The sequence below is a fragment of the Quadrisphaera sp. KR29 genome, from assembly GCF_052644995.1.
On sequence record NZ_JBQXXG010000010.1, the window covers coordinates 67,683 to 81,584 of the forward strand.

Sequence of the window (13,902 nt, forward strand, 5' to 3'; positions counted from 1 at the left end):
CCGCGGGTCGAACACCCGTTCGCCCCAGGGCGGTGGGTGGTGCCATCCTGGCCGGGTGGCAGGCGGCAGCAACCGGGCGAGCACCGGGCTGCCGGCGTGGCTCGTCGCCGCCAACGAGAGCACGCGCCTGGCCGCGGAGGAGGCCCTCGCCCAGCGCCGCCCGCAGCGCCGCGTGCACTGCTGGGTGCACGCCACGGGTGCCGACCACCCCGGCCTGGTGCTGGAGTGGCGCCGCGAGGGTGCGGGGTGGATGGCCCGCGTGGTGTGGACCACCGGGGGCGGGGACATCGTGTGCACCTGGCTCGACGCCGAGCAGATCGAGCCCGTCTGACGGTGCTGGGGCGAGCGCGCACGGGGTAGGGGAGCGGCGTGGACGCGACCCAGGTGCTGCAGGGCGGGCTCGACCAGGTGCGCGAGGTGGTCGCCGCAGCGCTGGAGGGCCTGGGCGAGGACCAGCTGCGCACGCCGCTGGAGCCGGGCACCAACACCGTCGCCTGGCTGGTGTGGCACCTGGCGCGGGTCCAGGACGACCACGTCGCCCACGTCGCGGGCACCGAGCAGGTGTGGATCTCCCCGGCCGCTGGCAGCGGCGGCGGCGTGAGCTGGGCGCGTCGCTTCGACCTGCCGCTGGACGACGACGAGATCGGCTACGGCTTCGACGAGCAGCAGGTGCTGGCGGTCAGGGCGCCCGCCCACCTGCTGCGCGGCTACCTCGACGCCGTCCACGAGCGCACGTCGGCCTACCTGGCGGGGCTGTCGCCCGACGACCTCGACCGCGTCGTCGACACCTCCTGGGACCCGCCCGTCACCCTCGGCGTGCGGCTCACCAGCGTGCTGGGCGACGACCTGCAGCACGCCGGCCAGGCCGCGTACGCCGCCGGCGTCCTGCGCCGCCGGTAGCCGCCCCGGGCGGCGCGGCGGCGCGGGGCCTCAGCCGCGGGTGAAGACCCAGGTCTGGGGGTGGCCCTCGTCGTCGAAGCCGACCGAGTGCAGCGTGTAGCCGGTGCGGCGGCAGAAGTGCGTCGCGCCGGTGCCCTGCGGGTCGAGGGCGCCGGCGTGCGCAGCGTCGCGCAGGGCGTCCTCGGTCTCGGCCGCCATCTGCTGGCGGTTCTTCACCACGATCTGCTGGGCCACGCCCCACCATCGGCAGGCAGGGCGCGGCCCTTGAGGTCAGGCGTGGCAGTGGCCCCCGTCCGCTCCGCCCCCGTGACCAGCGGGCGGGGCGACGTCGAGGGTGGGGTTCCTGTCGAAGAACCCCGCCGGCGTCAGGGAGAAGCCCACCGGGTCGCACGGCATGACCGGCCAGTCCTCCGGGCGCGGCACGTGGTGGATGCCGAAGACGTGCCACAGCACGACGTCGGTCTCCTCCAGCGGCTCCTCGTCGGCCACCCAGCGGCTCATGCCGGTGTCCTCGGCGGACTGCGTGGGGTTGTCGCCGGCGGGCCACAGCTCGTCGTCGTGGTGGCGGGTCACCCACACCGGGCTGCCGATGACCGGGGCGCGCCGGAACTGCGGGGCCTGCGGGTCGAACAGCGCCGGGATCGCCGACGGCGTGTGCAGCTTGTAGGCCACCGGTGCGCCGTGGGCGTTGCGCCGCTGCGGGTTGGTGACCTTCCAGGTGCGCGCCACGGACGCGTCCGTGCTGCGTGCGGCCTCGCGCTCGGAGCGCACCGGGGTGCTCCGCGTCGTCACCGCCAGGCCGTAGGGGTTGCCCGGCCCGACCGGCTCGGCCACCGAGTCGACCTCCACCACCGTGTTGGTGGGCAGCTGCCCGGGCTGCGCGTCGACGTCGAGGTCGAGCCGGGCCACGATGAAGTGCTGGTGGATCGGGGCGTAGGTGCGCTCGTCCACGAGCACCCCGGTGGCCGGGGTCGCTTCCCCGGGCGGCAGCGGCGTGGTGACCATGATCCCGGTGGCCCGCACCTCGCAGCTGACCGCGCCGTCCTGGTGCAGGCGCCAGTAGACGAGGTACTCGTAGTTGGCCACCGTCGCGTGGAAGGAGATGACCATCACCCGCGCGCGGCGCACGGCGGCCCGGCCGCTGGCGTCGACGTGCTTCCACAGCACGCCGTCGTCCTCCTCGTGCAGGCAGATGGCGTTGGTCACCGTGTACGGCTCGCCGCGGGAGTCGGTGAGCACCGCGTCGAGGTAGCGGATCTCGCCCAGGCAGTCGCAGCCCAGCTCCAGCGACGTGGTCATGTAGCCCAGGCCCCACTCGCCGATGTCGTAGGCGGTGCGGCGGTAGTGGTCGAAGGACGGGTCGCGGTAGGGCACGACCATCTCCGCGAACGACAGCCGGTGGCCCACCGTGCGGCGCTCCTCGCCCTCGACCCACTGCAGCTCGTGCAGCACGAGGCCCTCGCGGGGGGTGAAGCCGAGGCGCACCTGCCAGCGGTCCCACGTCAGCAGCCCGTCGACCACGGAGAAGCCCGGGCCGGACGGCTGGGTGATCTCCAGCGGGGCCAGCGGCTCGCGGACGGCGAAGCCCGGCAGCGCTCGTGGCAGCAGGTCGGCCTCGTACTCGCCGACGACGGCCGGGGAGGCGTCCACCGCACCGACGGCGCGGCGCGCGGGGTCGTCGTCCTCGTGGACCTCGAGCAGCTCCAGGGTGTTCATGTCGAGCACGAACTTCAGCCCGCTCACGGGGTGCGCGTACGGGGAGCCGGTCGGCGTCTCGCGCCGCCACACGTCGGCCCAGCCCAGCCGTCGGTCCCGCCACTGCTCGGGCATCACCTCGCGCCCGTAGGTCCAGGTGTCCAGCAGCACCAGGTCGAGGTCGGTGATGCCGCGGGCCGCGAGCGCCTCGCGCACGCGGGGGTGGGCCTTGAGGGCCTCCTCGGCCTCGTGCCACTCGTCCACGGTGAAGTTGGGGACCTCGTCGGGCAGGTGGCGCCACTCCTCCACCGCTGCGGCCACCAGGTCGACGACGGCGGTGTGGGTGCGGTTGTCGGCGCGGTCCCACAGCACCGACCGGGTGCGGCGGGGCACCGGGTCGCCCTCGCGCCACGCCACCAGCTCGGCCTTGGGGGGCTCGGCCAGCGCGACCGACGCGAAGCGCATCGTCTCGGCCAGGTGGCCGCTGGCCGCGAGCAGTTCCCGGCTGCGCGTCAGCTCCGCGGCGCTCAGGGGCACCAGGGGGTGGGTCGGCGACGGCAGCGGCGACAGCGACGACGGAGTGCTCACGAGCGCACCCTAGGACGCCGCGCCGACACCTCCCAGGGCCGGGAGGTGGACGGGGAAGACCCAGCGCCGCCCGGGGTGCTCGCTGGCGCCCCACAGCACCGAGCGGGGGTCGGCGGGGTCGGCGGGGTCGAGGTCCTCGCAGCCCGGTGGCAGCGCCCCCCGGTGGGTGCGCCAGGCGCCGGGGGCGCCCACGTGCAGGTCACCGCAGCGCTCGTGCCCGGCGCTGGCGGAGACGACCCAGGTCGGGCCCGCGCCCGGGGCGGCCGGCGGCAGCAGCGCGACGCCCTGCATCCGGGGCGGCTGGTCGGGGTGCACGGCCAGGGGCGCGCCGAGGGGCAGCCCAGTGCGCGGGTCGAGCCGGTGGGCCACCAGGCGGGGGGCGCCTCCCGGCCCCCGCTGCCCGGCGCGCCGGTACTCCCCGCTGACCAGCACCGGGCCCTCGGCGCCGAGGTGACCGGCGCCGGTGAAGGAGAAGCGGAAGCGGGAGGCGCCCAGGCCGGCGCGCAGCAGCGGGGCCCTGACGGCGCGGCGCTGGGGGAGCACCCAGCGGGGCGCCCCGCCCGGCGCGGTGGGGGCGCGGCGCAGGTCGTCCAGGGCGAAGACCCGCAGCCCGAACAGGGTGTCCGCGACCAGCAGCAGCCGGCTCCCGCCGGGCGGGGCCACCACCGCCAGGCCCCCGGCGTGCACCGGCACCGCCCCCAGGGGGCGCAGCCAGCCCAGCGGCCGGTGGTGCCCGACCACGAGCTCCACGTGCGCGTAGCGGGGGCGGGCGGGGTCGGACCTGTCGAGCACGCTGACCCGCGAGCGCGGCACCCGCCGGCGCCACCACGGCCCGGTGGGCCTCTCGTACCAGCCGACCAGCAGCACCCGCCCGCCCTCGAGCGCGGCGACGCCCTGCGGCCACCAGGTGCTGTCGGCGGCGTCGTCGGCGGCCCACGTGAGCCCGTCGCCGGTGAGGTCGCCGGGCAGCTCGGCCGCGGGCACCGGCCGCGCCGGCGCCCCGCCGCCCCCGCGCAGGTGCTCGAGCAGGCCGTGGACGCCGGCCTCCTGCCCGGTGGCGCGCGGACGGCGGCGCTCCCGCGTGACGCGCAGCTGCATGCTCACCCGCCCAGGGTGCTGGCCGCCGTGCCCGCGCGCCCGCCGGCGGGGCCTCGACGCGGTGGCGACCGTGTCGGCGCCGAGGGGTGGTCCCGGGTCTGCCGGTCGAGGGGCAGCCCGGCGTGGTCGTCCACCCCCGGGCCGGCGGGCTCGCCACCATCGGGGGGTGCTCGAGCAGACGGGACAGCAGCGGGAGCGTGCGCACGCCGCGGTGTCCCGGCGCCAGGACGCGGTCTGGTGGGCGCTGCTGGCCGCGGTGGCGCTGCTCGCGCTGGCGGCCGTGCTGGGGCGCCACGAGGTGGCGCGCAGCTGGGAGGGGATGGGCTGGTGGCACTGGGGGCCGCCGGTGCTGTGCGCGCTGGCGGGCGCGGTGGCCCTGGGGCTGCGCCGCCCGGGCGCGAAGGCCCCCGGGCGCTGGAGCGCGGCGGTGCCGCCTGCCCCCTCGGCGCTCACCGGGTCCGCGGCGCCCGTCGCGCCCGCTCGGCCGCACGGGGCCGAGGACGGGGCCGGGGTCGGGGCCGCTGACCATGCCGTCGAGGGGCGCCGTGCCCCCTCCGGCCCCGGTGGCGTGCCGGAGGGGAAGACGCCCCGGCAGCTGGTGGGGGCGGTCGTCAGGGCGCTGGGGGCCGACGGCTGGCTGGAGGCTCGCCTCGACCCGTTCGACCCCGCGGCGACGCTCGTGGTGGCGCGCCGCGGCGGAGCCACGCTCCTGGTCCGCTGCCACCACCAGCCCGGTGTCCGCGTGACCGCGGCCGAGGTCGCCGAGCTCGTCGGTGCCCGTGCCTCCTACCCCGGCGCGGAGGCGGTGATCGCCTCGAGCGCCGGCGCCACCCCCGCGGCGCTGGAGGCGGCGCGCGGCTTCGGGGTGGAGCTGCTGGCCCCCGAGCGCCTGGGCCGGTGGCTCGCCGAGCACGCCGCCGCTCCACCGGTCGCCGCGGACGCGGGCTGACCCGCTCGCGCCCGTCGGCGGCTGACGGGCGCGGAGGCGCCCGTCCCCGCCTACCCGCCGGCGTCGGCGCCTCGTGCGGCGCGCAGCACCAGCACCGCGTAGCCGTCGTCGCCACCGGCACCACCACCAGGTCCGGCGGGGTCGCCGTCCCACGTCGACCAGTGCTCCTCGGTGACCAGTCCGGCCGCGCCGAAGGCGCCGAGGACGACGGCGAGCGGCACCACCGGGCAGCCCTCGGGGAGGTGGTCGGCGTCCAGCCCGAAGCCGGCCACGAGCAGCCCTGCGGGACGCAGCAGCGCGGCGCACCGGCGGGCAGCGGCCGGCAGGGACGCCGCGAGGAACGGGACGACGTTGCCCGCCAGCAGCACCACGTCGAAGGACCCGCCGGCCTGCTGCGGGGTGAGCTCGGCCAGGTCGGCCACCAGCCAGGGCAGACCGGGGTGCTGGCGGCGCGCCACCTGCACCATCGCGGCGTCGGCGTCGACGCCCACCACGTCGTGGCCCAGCGCCCGCAGCTGCGCGCCGACCCTGCCGGTGCCGCACCCGGCGTCCAGCACCCGGCTCGGCGGCGGTGCCAGCCGCTGCACGCACCGCGCCTCCCCGTGGACGTCCTCGCCCTGCGCGGCGAGCGCGCGGAACCTCTCGTCGTAGGCCTCGGCGTAGCCCTCCCCGTGCTGGGCCGTGGCCGCGCGCCGCCACAGCCGGGCCGCCTCGCCCGCGCTCACCGGCCGGCGCCCGCCACGGGCACGGCCCGCAGCACCCCGGACCCGGTGCGACCTGCGGTGGTGGGCACGGTCGCATCCTGCCCGCCCACCGCGCCGCGACGCTCGCCGGGCGGCCGCCGGGTGAGCGCGCGGCGACCGACGGCCTTCGCCCCGGTGGTCCCCGAGGGCCCCCGGGGCGAACACCCGTCCCAGGCCCGGGAGCCGCCTGGCACAATGGTGAGGCATCGAAACCAGGTGTCTCCGGTCAGTCGGAGGGTGACCCCTGGTGTCCGCGCAGTCCTCATCCACCCCGTCGGCGTCCTCGGCGCAGCCCGCTGGCGCCTGCCCGGTGCAGCTCGCCTCCGAGCTGGCCGCCACCGACCGCGAGCACGTCGTGCCGCAGCGCCCCCGCGGTGCGGTCCGCCCGTCCCCGGAGGCCGCCGAGGCGGCGCCGGCAGACGGACGCGGCACGGCGGAGCCGGCCGGCGCGGCCGCGCTGCGCTCCCTCGCGCACCTGGTCCAGCTGGCGGCCGGCGGCGCGGACGGCCACGCGGTGCTCGCCGCCGCCGCTGCCGCGGCGTCAGCGGCGGTGCCGGGGGTCACCTCGGCCAGCGCCAGCACGGGGCACCCCTCCCAGCCCACGGACAGCGCCGCCGACTCCGCGCAGGCGCAGGCCGTCGACGGCGCGCAGTGGGCCGCCGACGAGGGCCCGGCCCTGCTGGCGCACAGCACCGGGGAGCCGATCTGGAGCGAGGACCTCAGCTCCGACCCGCGCTGGTCGCGCCTGGCGCGGCGCACCGCGGGCGGGCAGGTGCGCTCGGCCGCCTCCGTGCCGCTGCGCAGCGGAGACGACGTCGTGGGGGTCCTGAACGCCTACGGCTCGGCGCCGGGCCTGGACCCCGACAGGGTGGCCGCCTACGCGGAGGTGGTCTCGGCGGTGCTCGGGGCCGCTCGGCGCACGGCCCACCTGGCCTCGGAGGTGGAGAACCTCACCCTGGCGATGCAGTCCCGCGCCGCCATCGAGCAGGCCAAGGGCGCGGTGGCCAGCCGGCTGGGCTGCACCGCCGAGGAGGCCTTCGGCGCGATGGTCGTCATGAGCCAGGACCGCAACGTCAAGGTGCGCGACATCGGCCTGCTCGTGGCCGCGGCGCCCAGCGACACCACGCTGGACGAACCGCTGCGCGCCGCCCTGGCCCGGGCGCGGCAGCGGGCTGCGGGCCGCCCCCACGCCTGACCCCGCGGACCACCTGGACCGCCCCTCAGCAGCCCCGGCCGGGGCTGAGGGCGGTGGAGCCGCGCTCGCGGCGGGGGCTCAGCCCACGCGGCGGGGGCGCAGGGCGGCGGTGGTCGCTGCGGCCACCACGTCGGCGGTCTCCAGCGCCAGGGTGAAGTCCAGCACGTCGTCCCAGCCGATGCTCGGGCCGGTGTGCTCCTCCAGCGCCTCGGCGGGCACCGACCAGCGCTCGGCGGGGACCCCGCCGGTGGTGAGCAGGCGGACGACGTCGTCGGTGGCGTGCTTGCGCACCTCCTCGACGCAGCGCGGGCAGCCGAACGCGTAGAAGCTCCACTCCGCGACCGTGCAGACGACCAGGCGCACCTGCGGCGGGGTCAGCTCGACGTCGCCGCACGTGGGGCAGGAGGCCTTGATGGTCGTCATGGGGGTGGGTCCTTCCGGCGCGGTGCATCACCCCCGGCTCCTCGGGGGTACCCACCACGTCGGGACGCCGGCGCCCCACCTTGAGGCCGCAGCGCGGACCGCGTCCGGTCAGGGCTGCCGGTCGCTGGAGACGGTGAACCAGACCACCTTGCCGCCCGGCTCCTCGCGGACCCCCCACGCGCCGGCGAGGTCCTCCAGCAGCGCCATCCCCCGCCCGTGCGGGGAGCCGCGCCGCAGGCGGAGCACCCGCGGCATCTCGGTGCTGTCGTCACCGACCTCGACGTGCACCGCCTCGCTGGTCGCGACCACGCTCAGGCGCGCCCTGCTCGCGGCGTGCAGCACGGCGTTGGTGACCACCTCGCTGGTCAGCAGCACCGCCAGGTCGCAGGAGAGGTCCGTGGCGCCGGCGGCGCGGCAGCGCTCGCGCACCACGGCGCGCGCAGCGGCGATGGAGCTGGGCATCGCGTCGAGGACTGTCGACCCGGGCTCCACCCTCCGAGGGTAGGGGTGCTGCGCACACGGCACCCGTCGAAGCGGTGACCGCCCGTGGTGGTGCGGACCGCCCGCACAGCGCCGGGGACGACGTCCTCGCCGGTCAGCGACCTCCGGGGTCATCCTCGGTGGCGCGGTGCTCACGCTGCGTGGTGGAGGCGCGACGCTCGTCGGCCGCGGTGCGCCGCGCCTGCGCCGCCCGGCGGCGGTCGGTGCGCGCCTCGAGGCGGTCGCTGGCGGCCCAGTCCCGGGCGACGGCGGCGTGGTGCCGGTCGAGCGCCCCCGAGTCGGGCACGCCGGCCTCGCGGGCGCGGTCGGCCGCTGCGCGGTCGCGGACGAGCGCCCGGGTGTCCCGCGCCTCGGCGTCCCTGTCGCGGCGGTCCGCGGCGGCGTCGAAGGCCTCCGCGATGTCGTCCAGGCGGTCCGCCAGGGCGTCCCGCTGGGCCGCCAGGCGCAAGCGCTCAGCGGGGTCTCGGACGTCCCTGGAGCGCTGCCTCAGGTCCTCGGCCCGGCGCAGCGCCGCGGACTGCTCCTCGGCGAGCTCGTCCTCGTCGACCGCCGGGTCACCGCCGGTGGGCCGGGCGCCCTGCGGGGCGCCGTCCTCTCCGGGTGGGTGGGTCGGCGGACCGTCGAGCACGGGCCCACCGTAGAGGACGCCGCAGCGCCGAGCCGCCTCAGCGGCCGCTGCGGCCCCGGCGCCCCCGGCGCTGGGCGGCGTCCGCGGCCCTGGTCAGACCCCTGGTCACGGACGTCGGGCCGCGGCGCGCCTCGATGCCGCGCGCGACCCTGCGGGCGACGGCGGCGCCGACGGGCACGGCGACGGACAGCAGCAGCCAGCGGCGCAGGCCGGCGGCGAGGAGAGCGGGCACGGGGTCTCCCGGGATCGGTGGGAGGGGCGGCGTGCACCGCCCCGAAGATCATGCTGGCACCGGTCGGCCGGCCCGGCGAGCCGAGCACCCCCGGCCCGAGGCCACCGCCGGAGGCGCCGGGCGGCTGCCGGCGCGCGCGGCGTCACGGTCCGGGCAGCTCACCGGTCGCGGCCAGGTCGAAGGCGACGTCGTGGAGCTTGCGGTTGGTGTGCTGGCTGGAGCGGGCCAGCATCGCGAACGCCTCGTCGGCGGTGATGCGGTGGCGCTCCATGAGGATGCCCTTGGCCTGGCCGATGACGTCGCGGTGCGCCAGCCCCCGGCGCAGGTCCTCCGCCGTGCGGGCGTCGAGGATGGCCCGGGCGGTGTGGGCGGCCAGGAGCACCCCGACCTGCTCCGACCGGGAGGAGAAGGCGCCTGGCGCCGCCGCCACCACCTTCAGCGCCCCGATGCTGCCCGAGCCGACGCGCAGCTGGACGCACAGGACGCTGGCCACCCCCTCCGCGGCCGCGCGCGGCGCCAGCCGGGGCCAGCGGGCCTCCTCGGCCGCGAGGTCGTCCACGCGCGTGCTCACCCCGTGCAGGGCCGCCTCCCAGCACGGACCCTCCCCGGTCTCGGCCTGCAGCGCGTCCAGGCCGGCCACCAGCTGCCCGGCGCCAGCGGCGGGGGAGACGCGAAGGCGTGCCTGGCGCAGGCAGATCCCCGCCTCCTCGGCCCCCGGCACCAGCTCCAGCGCCGCGGCGGTGGTGCGGTCCAGGACGAGCTGGTGGGAGCTCTCGCGCTCCAGCCCGCCCACGACGTCGGCCAGCTGGCCGGCCAGGGAGGCGTCGAGCGCAGGCCCGGGGGCCGTGAGCGTCGCCGTGGGCGGTCCGTGCATCGGGCGAGTCTCCCAGCCGAGTCCCCCCACCACCTGTGGATCACGACCGACCGGCGGGTGACGGGGTCGCAGCCGCGCGGAAGGCCCGTCCCGCGGGCGGTGTTGACACCTCTGATGGCCCCCACCGAGCCCGCCGCCGCCCTCGCCCCCCACCTGACCCCCCAGCCCCCGGCCGCCGCCGGTGGGCCCGCGGCCGCGCTCGCCGCGCGGGCGCCCAAGCGCTGGCTGCCCCGGCGCGTGCTGGTGACCGCCTCCGCCGCGCAGACCGCGCACGGCCAGCAGGTCCTCGAGCGCGTCAGGGCCGCCGGCGTCGAGGACGTGCAGGTGCTGCGCGCCGACCGCCTGCCCGCGCTGCGCGGCGCGGACGAGCGCGCCACGTACGCGCTGGCCAAGTCGACCCTGGCGGTGGTCACCTCCCCGCCGTCGGCCCGCCGGCTGGTGCCGATCCCGCCCAGCGCCGACTGGCGCCTGGACCTGGCCACCGGGTGCCCGGCGCACTGCCAGTACTGCTACCTGGCCGGCTCGCTGGCCGGTCCGCCGGTGACGCGGGTGTACGCGGACCTGCCGCAGGTGCTCTCGGCGATGGACGCCCACGTGGGCCGCGGCGCGGTGACCACCGGCGGCGCCCGCCACGGGGAGGGCACCACCTTCGAGGCGTCCTGCTACACCGACCCGCTCGGCATCGAGCACCTCACGGGGTCGCTGGCCGCCACCATCAGCCACGTCGGCACCCACGAGTGGGCCGGGCCGGTGGGCCTGCGGTTCACCACCAAGTTCGACGACGTCGCACCGCTGCTCGACCTGCCCCACGGCGGGCGCACGCGGGTCCGCTTCAGCGTCAACAGCGCCGGCCCCAGCGGCGGGGAGCGCTTCGAGGGCGGCACCGCGCGGGTGCGCGAGCGCTTGGGCGCGCTGCGCCGCCTGGCGCTGGCGGGCTACCCGGTGGGCCTGACCATCGCCCCGGTGATCCCCGCCCCCGGCTGGCAGGACGCCTACGGCCAGCTCCTGGACGACGTCGCCGCCGCGACCGCCGGGGTGCCGGACCTCGACCTGACCGCCGAGGTCATCACGCACCGCTTCTCCCCGAAGAGCCGCGAGGTGCTGCTCGGGTGGTACCCGGCCACGAAGCTGGAGATGGACCCCGGGCAGCGGGCCACCAAGCGCGGCAAGTACGGCTCGGTCAAGCACGTCTACGTCAAGGAGACGATGGCCGACGTCCGCGGCTGGTTCGACCGCGAGCTCGCCGCGCGGGTGCCCGCGGCGCGGCTGCTCTACTTCACCTGAGCGCGCTGCCGGCCGCTCAGCGCAGCGCCGCCGCTGCGGCGCCGCTGAGCAGCCCGGTGTCGGTGGCGACCACGACGTCGGTGAAGCCCAGCTCCAGCAGCCGCCGCCCGCGGGCGGCGTCGCCGCCGAACGCCCCGGCCCTCACCCCCGCGGCGCGGCACGCGGCCACCACGCGCGCCAGCGGGGCGTCCTCGGCGTCGTCGGCCAGCAGGGCGTCCAGCGACGTGCCGAGCGAGAGCGAGAGGTCGTTCGGGCCCACGAAGACCATGTCGACGCCGGGGACGGCGGCGATGCCGGCGACGCGCTCCAGGCCCGCTGCCGTCTCGACCATCACCGCGCAGCCGACCGCGGCGTCGGCCTGCGCCGCGGTGGGGGCCGCGCGCCCCGCCAGCGCGTCCATCGGCCCGTGGCTGCGTCGGCCCGCGGGCGGGTAGCGGCAGGCGGCCGCTGCGGCAGCGGCCTGCTCGGCGCTCTCCACCAGGGGGACGACGACGCCGGCGGCGCCCGCGTCCAGGGCGCGGCCGATGCCGCTGGCCCTGTCGTCGGCGAGGCGGACCCACACCGGCACGTCCGTGGTCAGCCCGAGCAGGGCGTCGGTGAGGCTGCGGTCGGTCCACGCGCCGTGCTGGGCGTCGAGCACCAGCCAGCCCGGCCGGGCGGCCAGCAGGACGCGCAGGACCCGCGGGTCGTCCAGGGTGCTCCACACCGCCAGCGCCCGCTGCCCGCCCGGTCCGCCCGGCCCCTCGCCCGTCATCCCGCCACGCTAGACCCGGCGCGCCAGCGGTAGCGCACGTCGGGCTCGCGCTCCTCGTTGCCCGTCCCGTCGGTCTCCTCCTCGGCCGTGAAGCCCGCGCCCTCGTAGAAGGCTCGCGCCCGGGCGTTGCGGGCGAAGGTCCACAGCTGCAGGTCACCGGCGCTGCCGGCCTTGGCCCGCTCCAGCAGCGCCCGTCCCACGCCGCGGCCCTGGTGGTCGGGGTCGACGTAGAGCTGGTCGACCCAGCCCGGGCTCGTGGCCAGCACGCCGACGACGTCGTCGCCGTCCTCGGCCACGGTGGTGGTGTGCCGCACGAGCAGCACCGACGCCACCCAGGCCAGGTCCTCGGCGGGGGTGTGGACCACCGCCAGCCACGGCATGGCGGTCTCCTTGCTGGTGCGCAGGAGGGCCGCGACGCGCGGGGCGTCCTGGGCGGTGGCGGGGCGCAGCCTCACGGCCGGCGGCGGGCGGAGGCGAGGCGCACGAGGTTGCGCGCTGCCATCGCCACGGTGAGGGGACCGACCCGGGGCACGACCACGCGGGCGCGCTCGCGCACCGAGGCGTCGAAGTTGGCGATCTCGGCGACGTCCACGCAGACGGCCCCCTCCTTCAGCTCCTCGGCGCGCACCAGCTCGAAGTCGCGCGAGGGCACCGCGGAGATGACGACGTCGGAGGCCGCCAGGGCGGCCCGCCTGTCGATGTCGGAGGAGCGCACGTCGTGGGCGTGCCGCCCGACGGCCGGCTCGAAGGTGAGCGACCCGGTGAGGTCCAGGGAGTGCACGCGGGCGCCGTCGTTGGCGAGCATCGCGGCCAGGGGGCGGCCCACCACCTCGCTGCGGTTGATGACGGTGGCCGTGACGCCCTCCAGCGGGGCGTCCGCGCGGTCGCTGTGCACGCCGGCGGCCTCGAGCAGCTTCAGCACGGCCAGCGGGGTGCACGGCAGGATCGCGCGCACGGTGCGCTCGGGGTCCACGAAGCGCGTGTTCTCGTAGAGCAGGCGGCCCCAGAAGGAGTGCATGCCCTCGACGTCCTTGCGCGGGTCGACCAGCTCGCGCAGCCAGCGGTCACCGGCGCGGTCGCTCAGCGGGTAGTACAGGAAGATCCCGTCCACGTCCCTGTCGGTGTTGGCGGCGGCCACGGCCGCCTCCGCCTCGGCCGGGGTGGTGCGCCGCAGCTCGAAGCCGATGCCGACGTCCTCGAAGCCGCGCCGCGCGTACCTGGCGTACGTGGCGGCGGGGCCCTCCTCCTGGCTGATGAGGCCCACCACCCGCAGCGCGCGGCCCTGCTCGGCCAGGCGCTGCACGTCGGCTCGCACCTGGTCGCGGAAGCGGGCCGCCACCGGCGACGGGTCCAGCTCGGTCGCGGTCATGCCGCCGGACCCTAGCCGGGCACCCCGCACGCGGCCGGTGGCCTACGGTGCAGCGGTGCCCGAGGCCCCCACCGTCACGCTGCGCGCCCGCACCCCCGACGACCTCGACGTCCTCTACGGCATCGCCGCCGACCTGGACACCTGGGAGGAGCGCGACCCCAGCGCCCCCGGCCCGGTGCCGCGCCAGCGCTACGAGGCGCAGGCCAGCGCCGCCGCCTCGAGCTACCGCGAGGACGTGTTCTTCGTCATCGACGTGGACGGGCGGGCCGCCGGGAGCGCGACCCTGTTCGGCTTCGACCCGCTGGCCCGGCACGCGGAGGCGGGCATCAGCCTGGCCAGGGACTTCCGCGGGCGGGGGATCGGGACGGCGGCGCTGGCGCAGCTGGTGGAGTTCGGCTTCACCCGCCGCAACCTGAGGCGCATCCACCTGCAGGCGATCGCGTCCAACGCCGCCGCGCTGCGCTCCTACGAGAAGGTCGGCTTCGTGGTGGAGGGGCGCCGGCGCGAGCACGCGTGGGTGCGCGGGGCCTACGAGGACGTCGTGCTCATGGGCCTGCTGCGCTCCGAGCGCTGACGCCCGCGCGGGCCCCCGGCGCGCGCCGGAGGGGGTGGCGTCGTGCGCACGTCCGGCTACGCGGTGTGACACCCGGCGGTCCCGGAGCCTTCACA

At 77.8% G+C, this 13,902-nt stretch carries 18 protein-coding genes; 6 read left to right on the forward strand and 12 right to left on the reverse strand.

Annotated features, from left to right (window positions below; all coding sequences use genetic code 11):
* Positions 1–55: 55 nt before the first annotated feature.
* Together ACUN9U_RS10795 and ACUN9U_RS10800 are read left to right on the forward strand one after the other, a co-directional pair.
* Positions 56–331 carry a hypothetical protein gene (locus tag ACUN9U_RS10795; RefSeq protein ID WP_445484971.1) on the forward strand — a complete coding sequence of 92 codons (276 nt, stop codon included), beginning with the start codon at positions 56–58 and terminating at the stop codon, positions 329–331.
* 38 nt (positions 332–369) lie between these two features.
* Positions 370–900 carry a mycothiol transferase gene (locus ACUN9U_RS10800; protein WP_445484972.1) on the forward strand — a complete coding sequence of 177 codons (531 nt, stop codon included), beginning with the start codon at positions 370–372 and terminating at the stop codon, positions 898–900.
* 30 nt (positions 901–930) lie between these two features.
* Here the strand turns inward: ACUN9U_RS10800 and ACUN9U_RS10805 are convergent, their stop codons facing one another.
* Genes ACUN9U_RS10805 through ACUN9U_RS10815 form a run of 3 tightly spaced genes read right to left on the reverse strand, consistent with a single transcriptional unit; the run spans position 931 to position 4,287 of the window.
* Positions 931–1,134, reverse strand: a complete 204-nt coding sequence (locus ACUN9U_RS10805) for a hypothetical protein (protein WP_445484973.1) — start codon at positions 1,132–1,134, stop codon at positions 931–933.
* A 36-nt stretch (positions 1,135–1,170) separates the two neighbouring features.
* The gene (locus tag ACUN9U_RS10810) at positions 1,171–3,183 is read right to left on the reverse strand and encodes a primary-amine oxidase (RefSeq protein WP_445484974.1); all 2,013 of its coding nucleotides are present in this window, start codon (positions 3,181–3,183) and stop codon (positions 1,171–1,173) included.
* A gap of 9 nt (positions 3,184–3,192) precedes the next feature.
* The gene (locus ACUN9U_RS10815; RefSeq protein WP_445484975.1) at positions 3,193–4,287 is read right to left on the reverse strand and encodes a hypothetical protein; all 1,095 of its coding nucleotides are present in this window, start codon (positions 4,285–4,287) and stop codon (positions 3,193–3,195) included.
* Between the two features lie 160 nt (positions 4,288–4,447).
* On the opposite strand from ACUN9U_RS10815, the gene ACUN9U_RS10820 reads away from it, so the two are divergent.
* On the forward strand, positions 4,448–5,230 hold the full coding sequence (locus tag ACUN9U_RS10820; protein ID WP_445484976.1) for a restriction endonuclease: 783 nt from the start codon (positions 4,448–4,450) through the stop codon (positions 5,228–5,230).
* Positions 5,231–5,280: 50 nt separating this feature from the next.
* Here the strand turns inward: ACUN9U_RS10820 and ACUN9U_RS10825 are convergent, their stop codons facing one another.
* Positions 5,281–5,955 (reverse strand): class I SAM-dependent methyltransferase, encoded by a 675-nt coding sequence (locus ACUN9U_RS10825; protein WP_445484977.1) that lies wholly within the window; start codon positions 5,953–5,955, stop codon positions 5,281–5,283.
* Positions 5,956–6,220: 265 nt separating this feature from the next.
* Here ACUN9U_RS10825 and ACUN9U_RS10830 point away from each other — a divergent pair, with 265 nt between their 5' ends.
* Positions 6,221–7,168 (forward strand): GAF and ANTAR domain-containing protein, encoded by a 948-nt coding sequence (locus ACUN9U_RS10830; protein ID WP_445484978.1) that lies wholly within the window; start codon positions 6,221–6,223, stop codon positions 7,166–7,168.
* A gap of 78 nt (positions 7,169–7,246) precedes the next feature.
* Here ACUN9U_RS10830 and ACUN9U_RS10835 read toward each other — a convergent pair whose 3' ends face one another.
* The 5 genes from ACUN9U_RS10835 to ACUN9U_RS10855 form a co-directional block, all read right to left on the reverse strand.
* Positions 7,247–7,591: a hypothetical protein gene (locus tag ACUN9U_RS10835; protein ID WP_445484979.1), complete on the reverse strand. Its 345-nt coding sequence runs from the start codon at positions 7,589–7,591 to the stop codon at positions 7,247–7,249.
* A 108-nt stretch (positions 7,592–7,699) separates the two neighbouring features.
* The gene (locus ACUN9U_RS10840; protein WP_445484980.1) at positions 7,700–8,083 is read right to left on the reverse strand and encodes an ATP-binding protein; all 384 of its coding nucleotides are present in this window, start codon (positions 8,081–8,083) and stop codon (positions 7,700–7,702) included.
* 103 nt (positions 8,084–8,186) lie between these two features.
* Entirely contained in the window at positions 8,187–8,720 is a 534-nt protein-coding gene (locus ACUN9U_RS10845) for a hypothetical protein (RefSeq protein WP_445484981.1), read from the reverse strand.
* Positions 8,721–8,757: 37 nt separating this feature from the next.
* Positions 8,758–8,952, reverse strand: coding sequence for a hypothetical protein (locus tag ACUN9U_RS10850; RefSeq protein ID WP_445484982.1), 195 nt, complete (start codon positions 8,950–8,952; stop codon positions 8,758–8,760).
* Between the two features lie 142 nt (positions 8,953–9,094).
* Positions 9,095–9,826: a GAF and ANTAR domain-containing protein gene (locus ACUN9U_RS10855; protein WP_445484983.1), complete on the reverse strand. Its 732-nt coding sequence runs from the start codon at positions 9,824–9,826 to the stop codon at positions 9,095–9,097.
* 114 nt (positions 9,827–9,940) lie between these two features.
* Between ACUN9U_RS10855 and ACUN9U_RS10860 the strand changes: the two genes are divergently transcribed.
* A complete protein-coding gene (locus tag ACUN9U_RS10860; RefSeq protein ID WP_445484984.1) occupies positions 9,941–11,110 on the forward strand; it encodes an SPL family radical SAM protein in 1,170 nt (389 codons plus the stop codon).
* Positions 11,111–11,126: 16 nt separating this feature from the next.
* Here ACUN9U_RS10860 and ACUN9U_RS10865 read toward each other — a convergent pair whose 3' ends face one another.
* From ACUN9U_RS10865 to ACUN9U_RS10875, 3 genes are read right to left on the reverse strand one after another with little or no spacing between them, the layout of a single operon-like run.
* Positions 11,127–11,864 (reverse strand): HpcH/HpaI aldolase family protein, encoded by a 738-nt coding sequence (locus ACUN9U_RS10865; protein ID WP_445484985.1) that lies wholly within the window; start codon positions 11,862–11,864, stop codon positions 11,127–11,129.
* A complete protein-coding gene (locus ACUN9U_RS10870) occupies positions 11,861–12,319 on the reverse strand; it encodes a GNAT family N-acetyltransferase (protein ID WP_445484986.1) in 459 nt (152 codons plus the stop codon). The genes ACUN9U_RS10865 and ACUN9U_RS10870 overlap by 4 nt, the downstream gene beginning before the upstream one ends.
* Entirely contained in the window at positions 12,316–13,233 is a 918-nt protein-coding gene (locus tag ACUN9U_RS10875; protein WP_445484987.1) for a bifunctional methylenetetrahydrofolate dehydrogenase/methenyltetrahydrofolate cyclohydrolase, read from the reverse strand. The genes ACUN9U_RS10870 and ACUN9U_RS10875 overlap by 4 nt, the downstream gene beginning before the upstream one ends.
* 55 nt (positions 13,234–13,288) lie before the next feature.
* On the opposite strand from ACUN9U_RS10875, the gene ACUN9U_RS10880 reads away from it, so the two are divergent.
* Complete coding sequence (locus tag ACUN9U_RS10880; protein WP_445484988.1) at positions 13,289–13,807, forward strand: GNAT family N-acetyltransferase; 519 nt, start codon at positions 13,289–13,291, stop codon at positions 13,805–13,807.
* Positions 13,808–13,902 lie beyond the last annotated feature (95 nt).

Coding starts and splice junctions, on each gene's coding strand:
- ACUN9U_RS10835 (WP_445484979.1), bottom strand. CDS start 7,591: ATGACGACCATCAAGGCCTCCTGCCCCACGTGCGGCGACGTCGAGCTG.
- ACUN9U_RS10865 (WP_445484985.1), bottom strand. CDS start 11,864: ATGACGGGCGAGGGGCCGGGCGGACCGGGCGGGCAGCGGGCGCTGGCG.
- ACUN9U_RS10875 (WP_445484987.1), bottom strand. CDS start 13,233: ATGACCGCGACCGAGCTGGACCCGTCGCCGGTGGCGGCCCGCTTCCGC.
- ACUN9U_RS10860 (WP_445484984.1), top strand. CDS start 9,941: ATGGCCCCCACCGAGCCCGCCGCCGCCCTCGCCCCCCACCTGACCCCC.
- ACUN9U_RS10855 (WP_445484983.1), bottom strand. CDS start 9,826: ATGCACGGACCGCCCACGGCGACGCTCACGGCCCCCGGGCCTGCGCTC.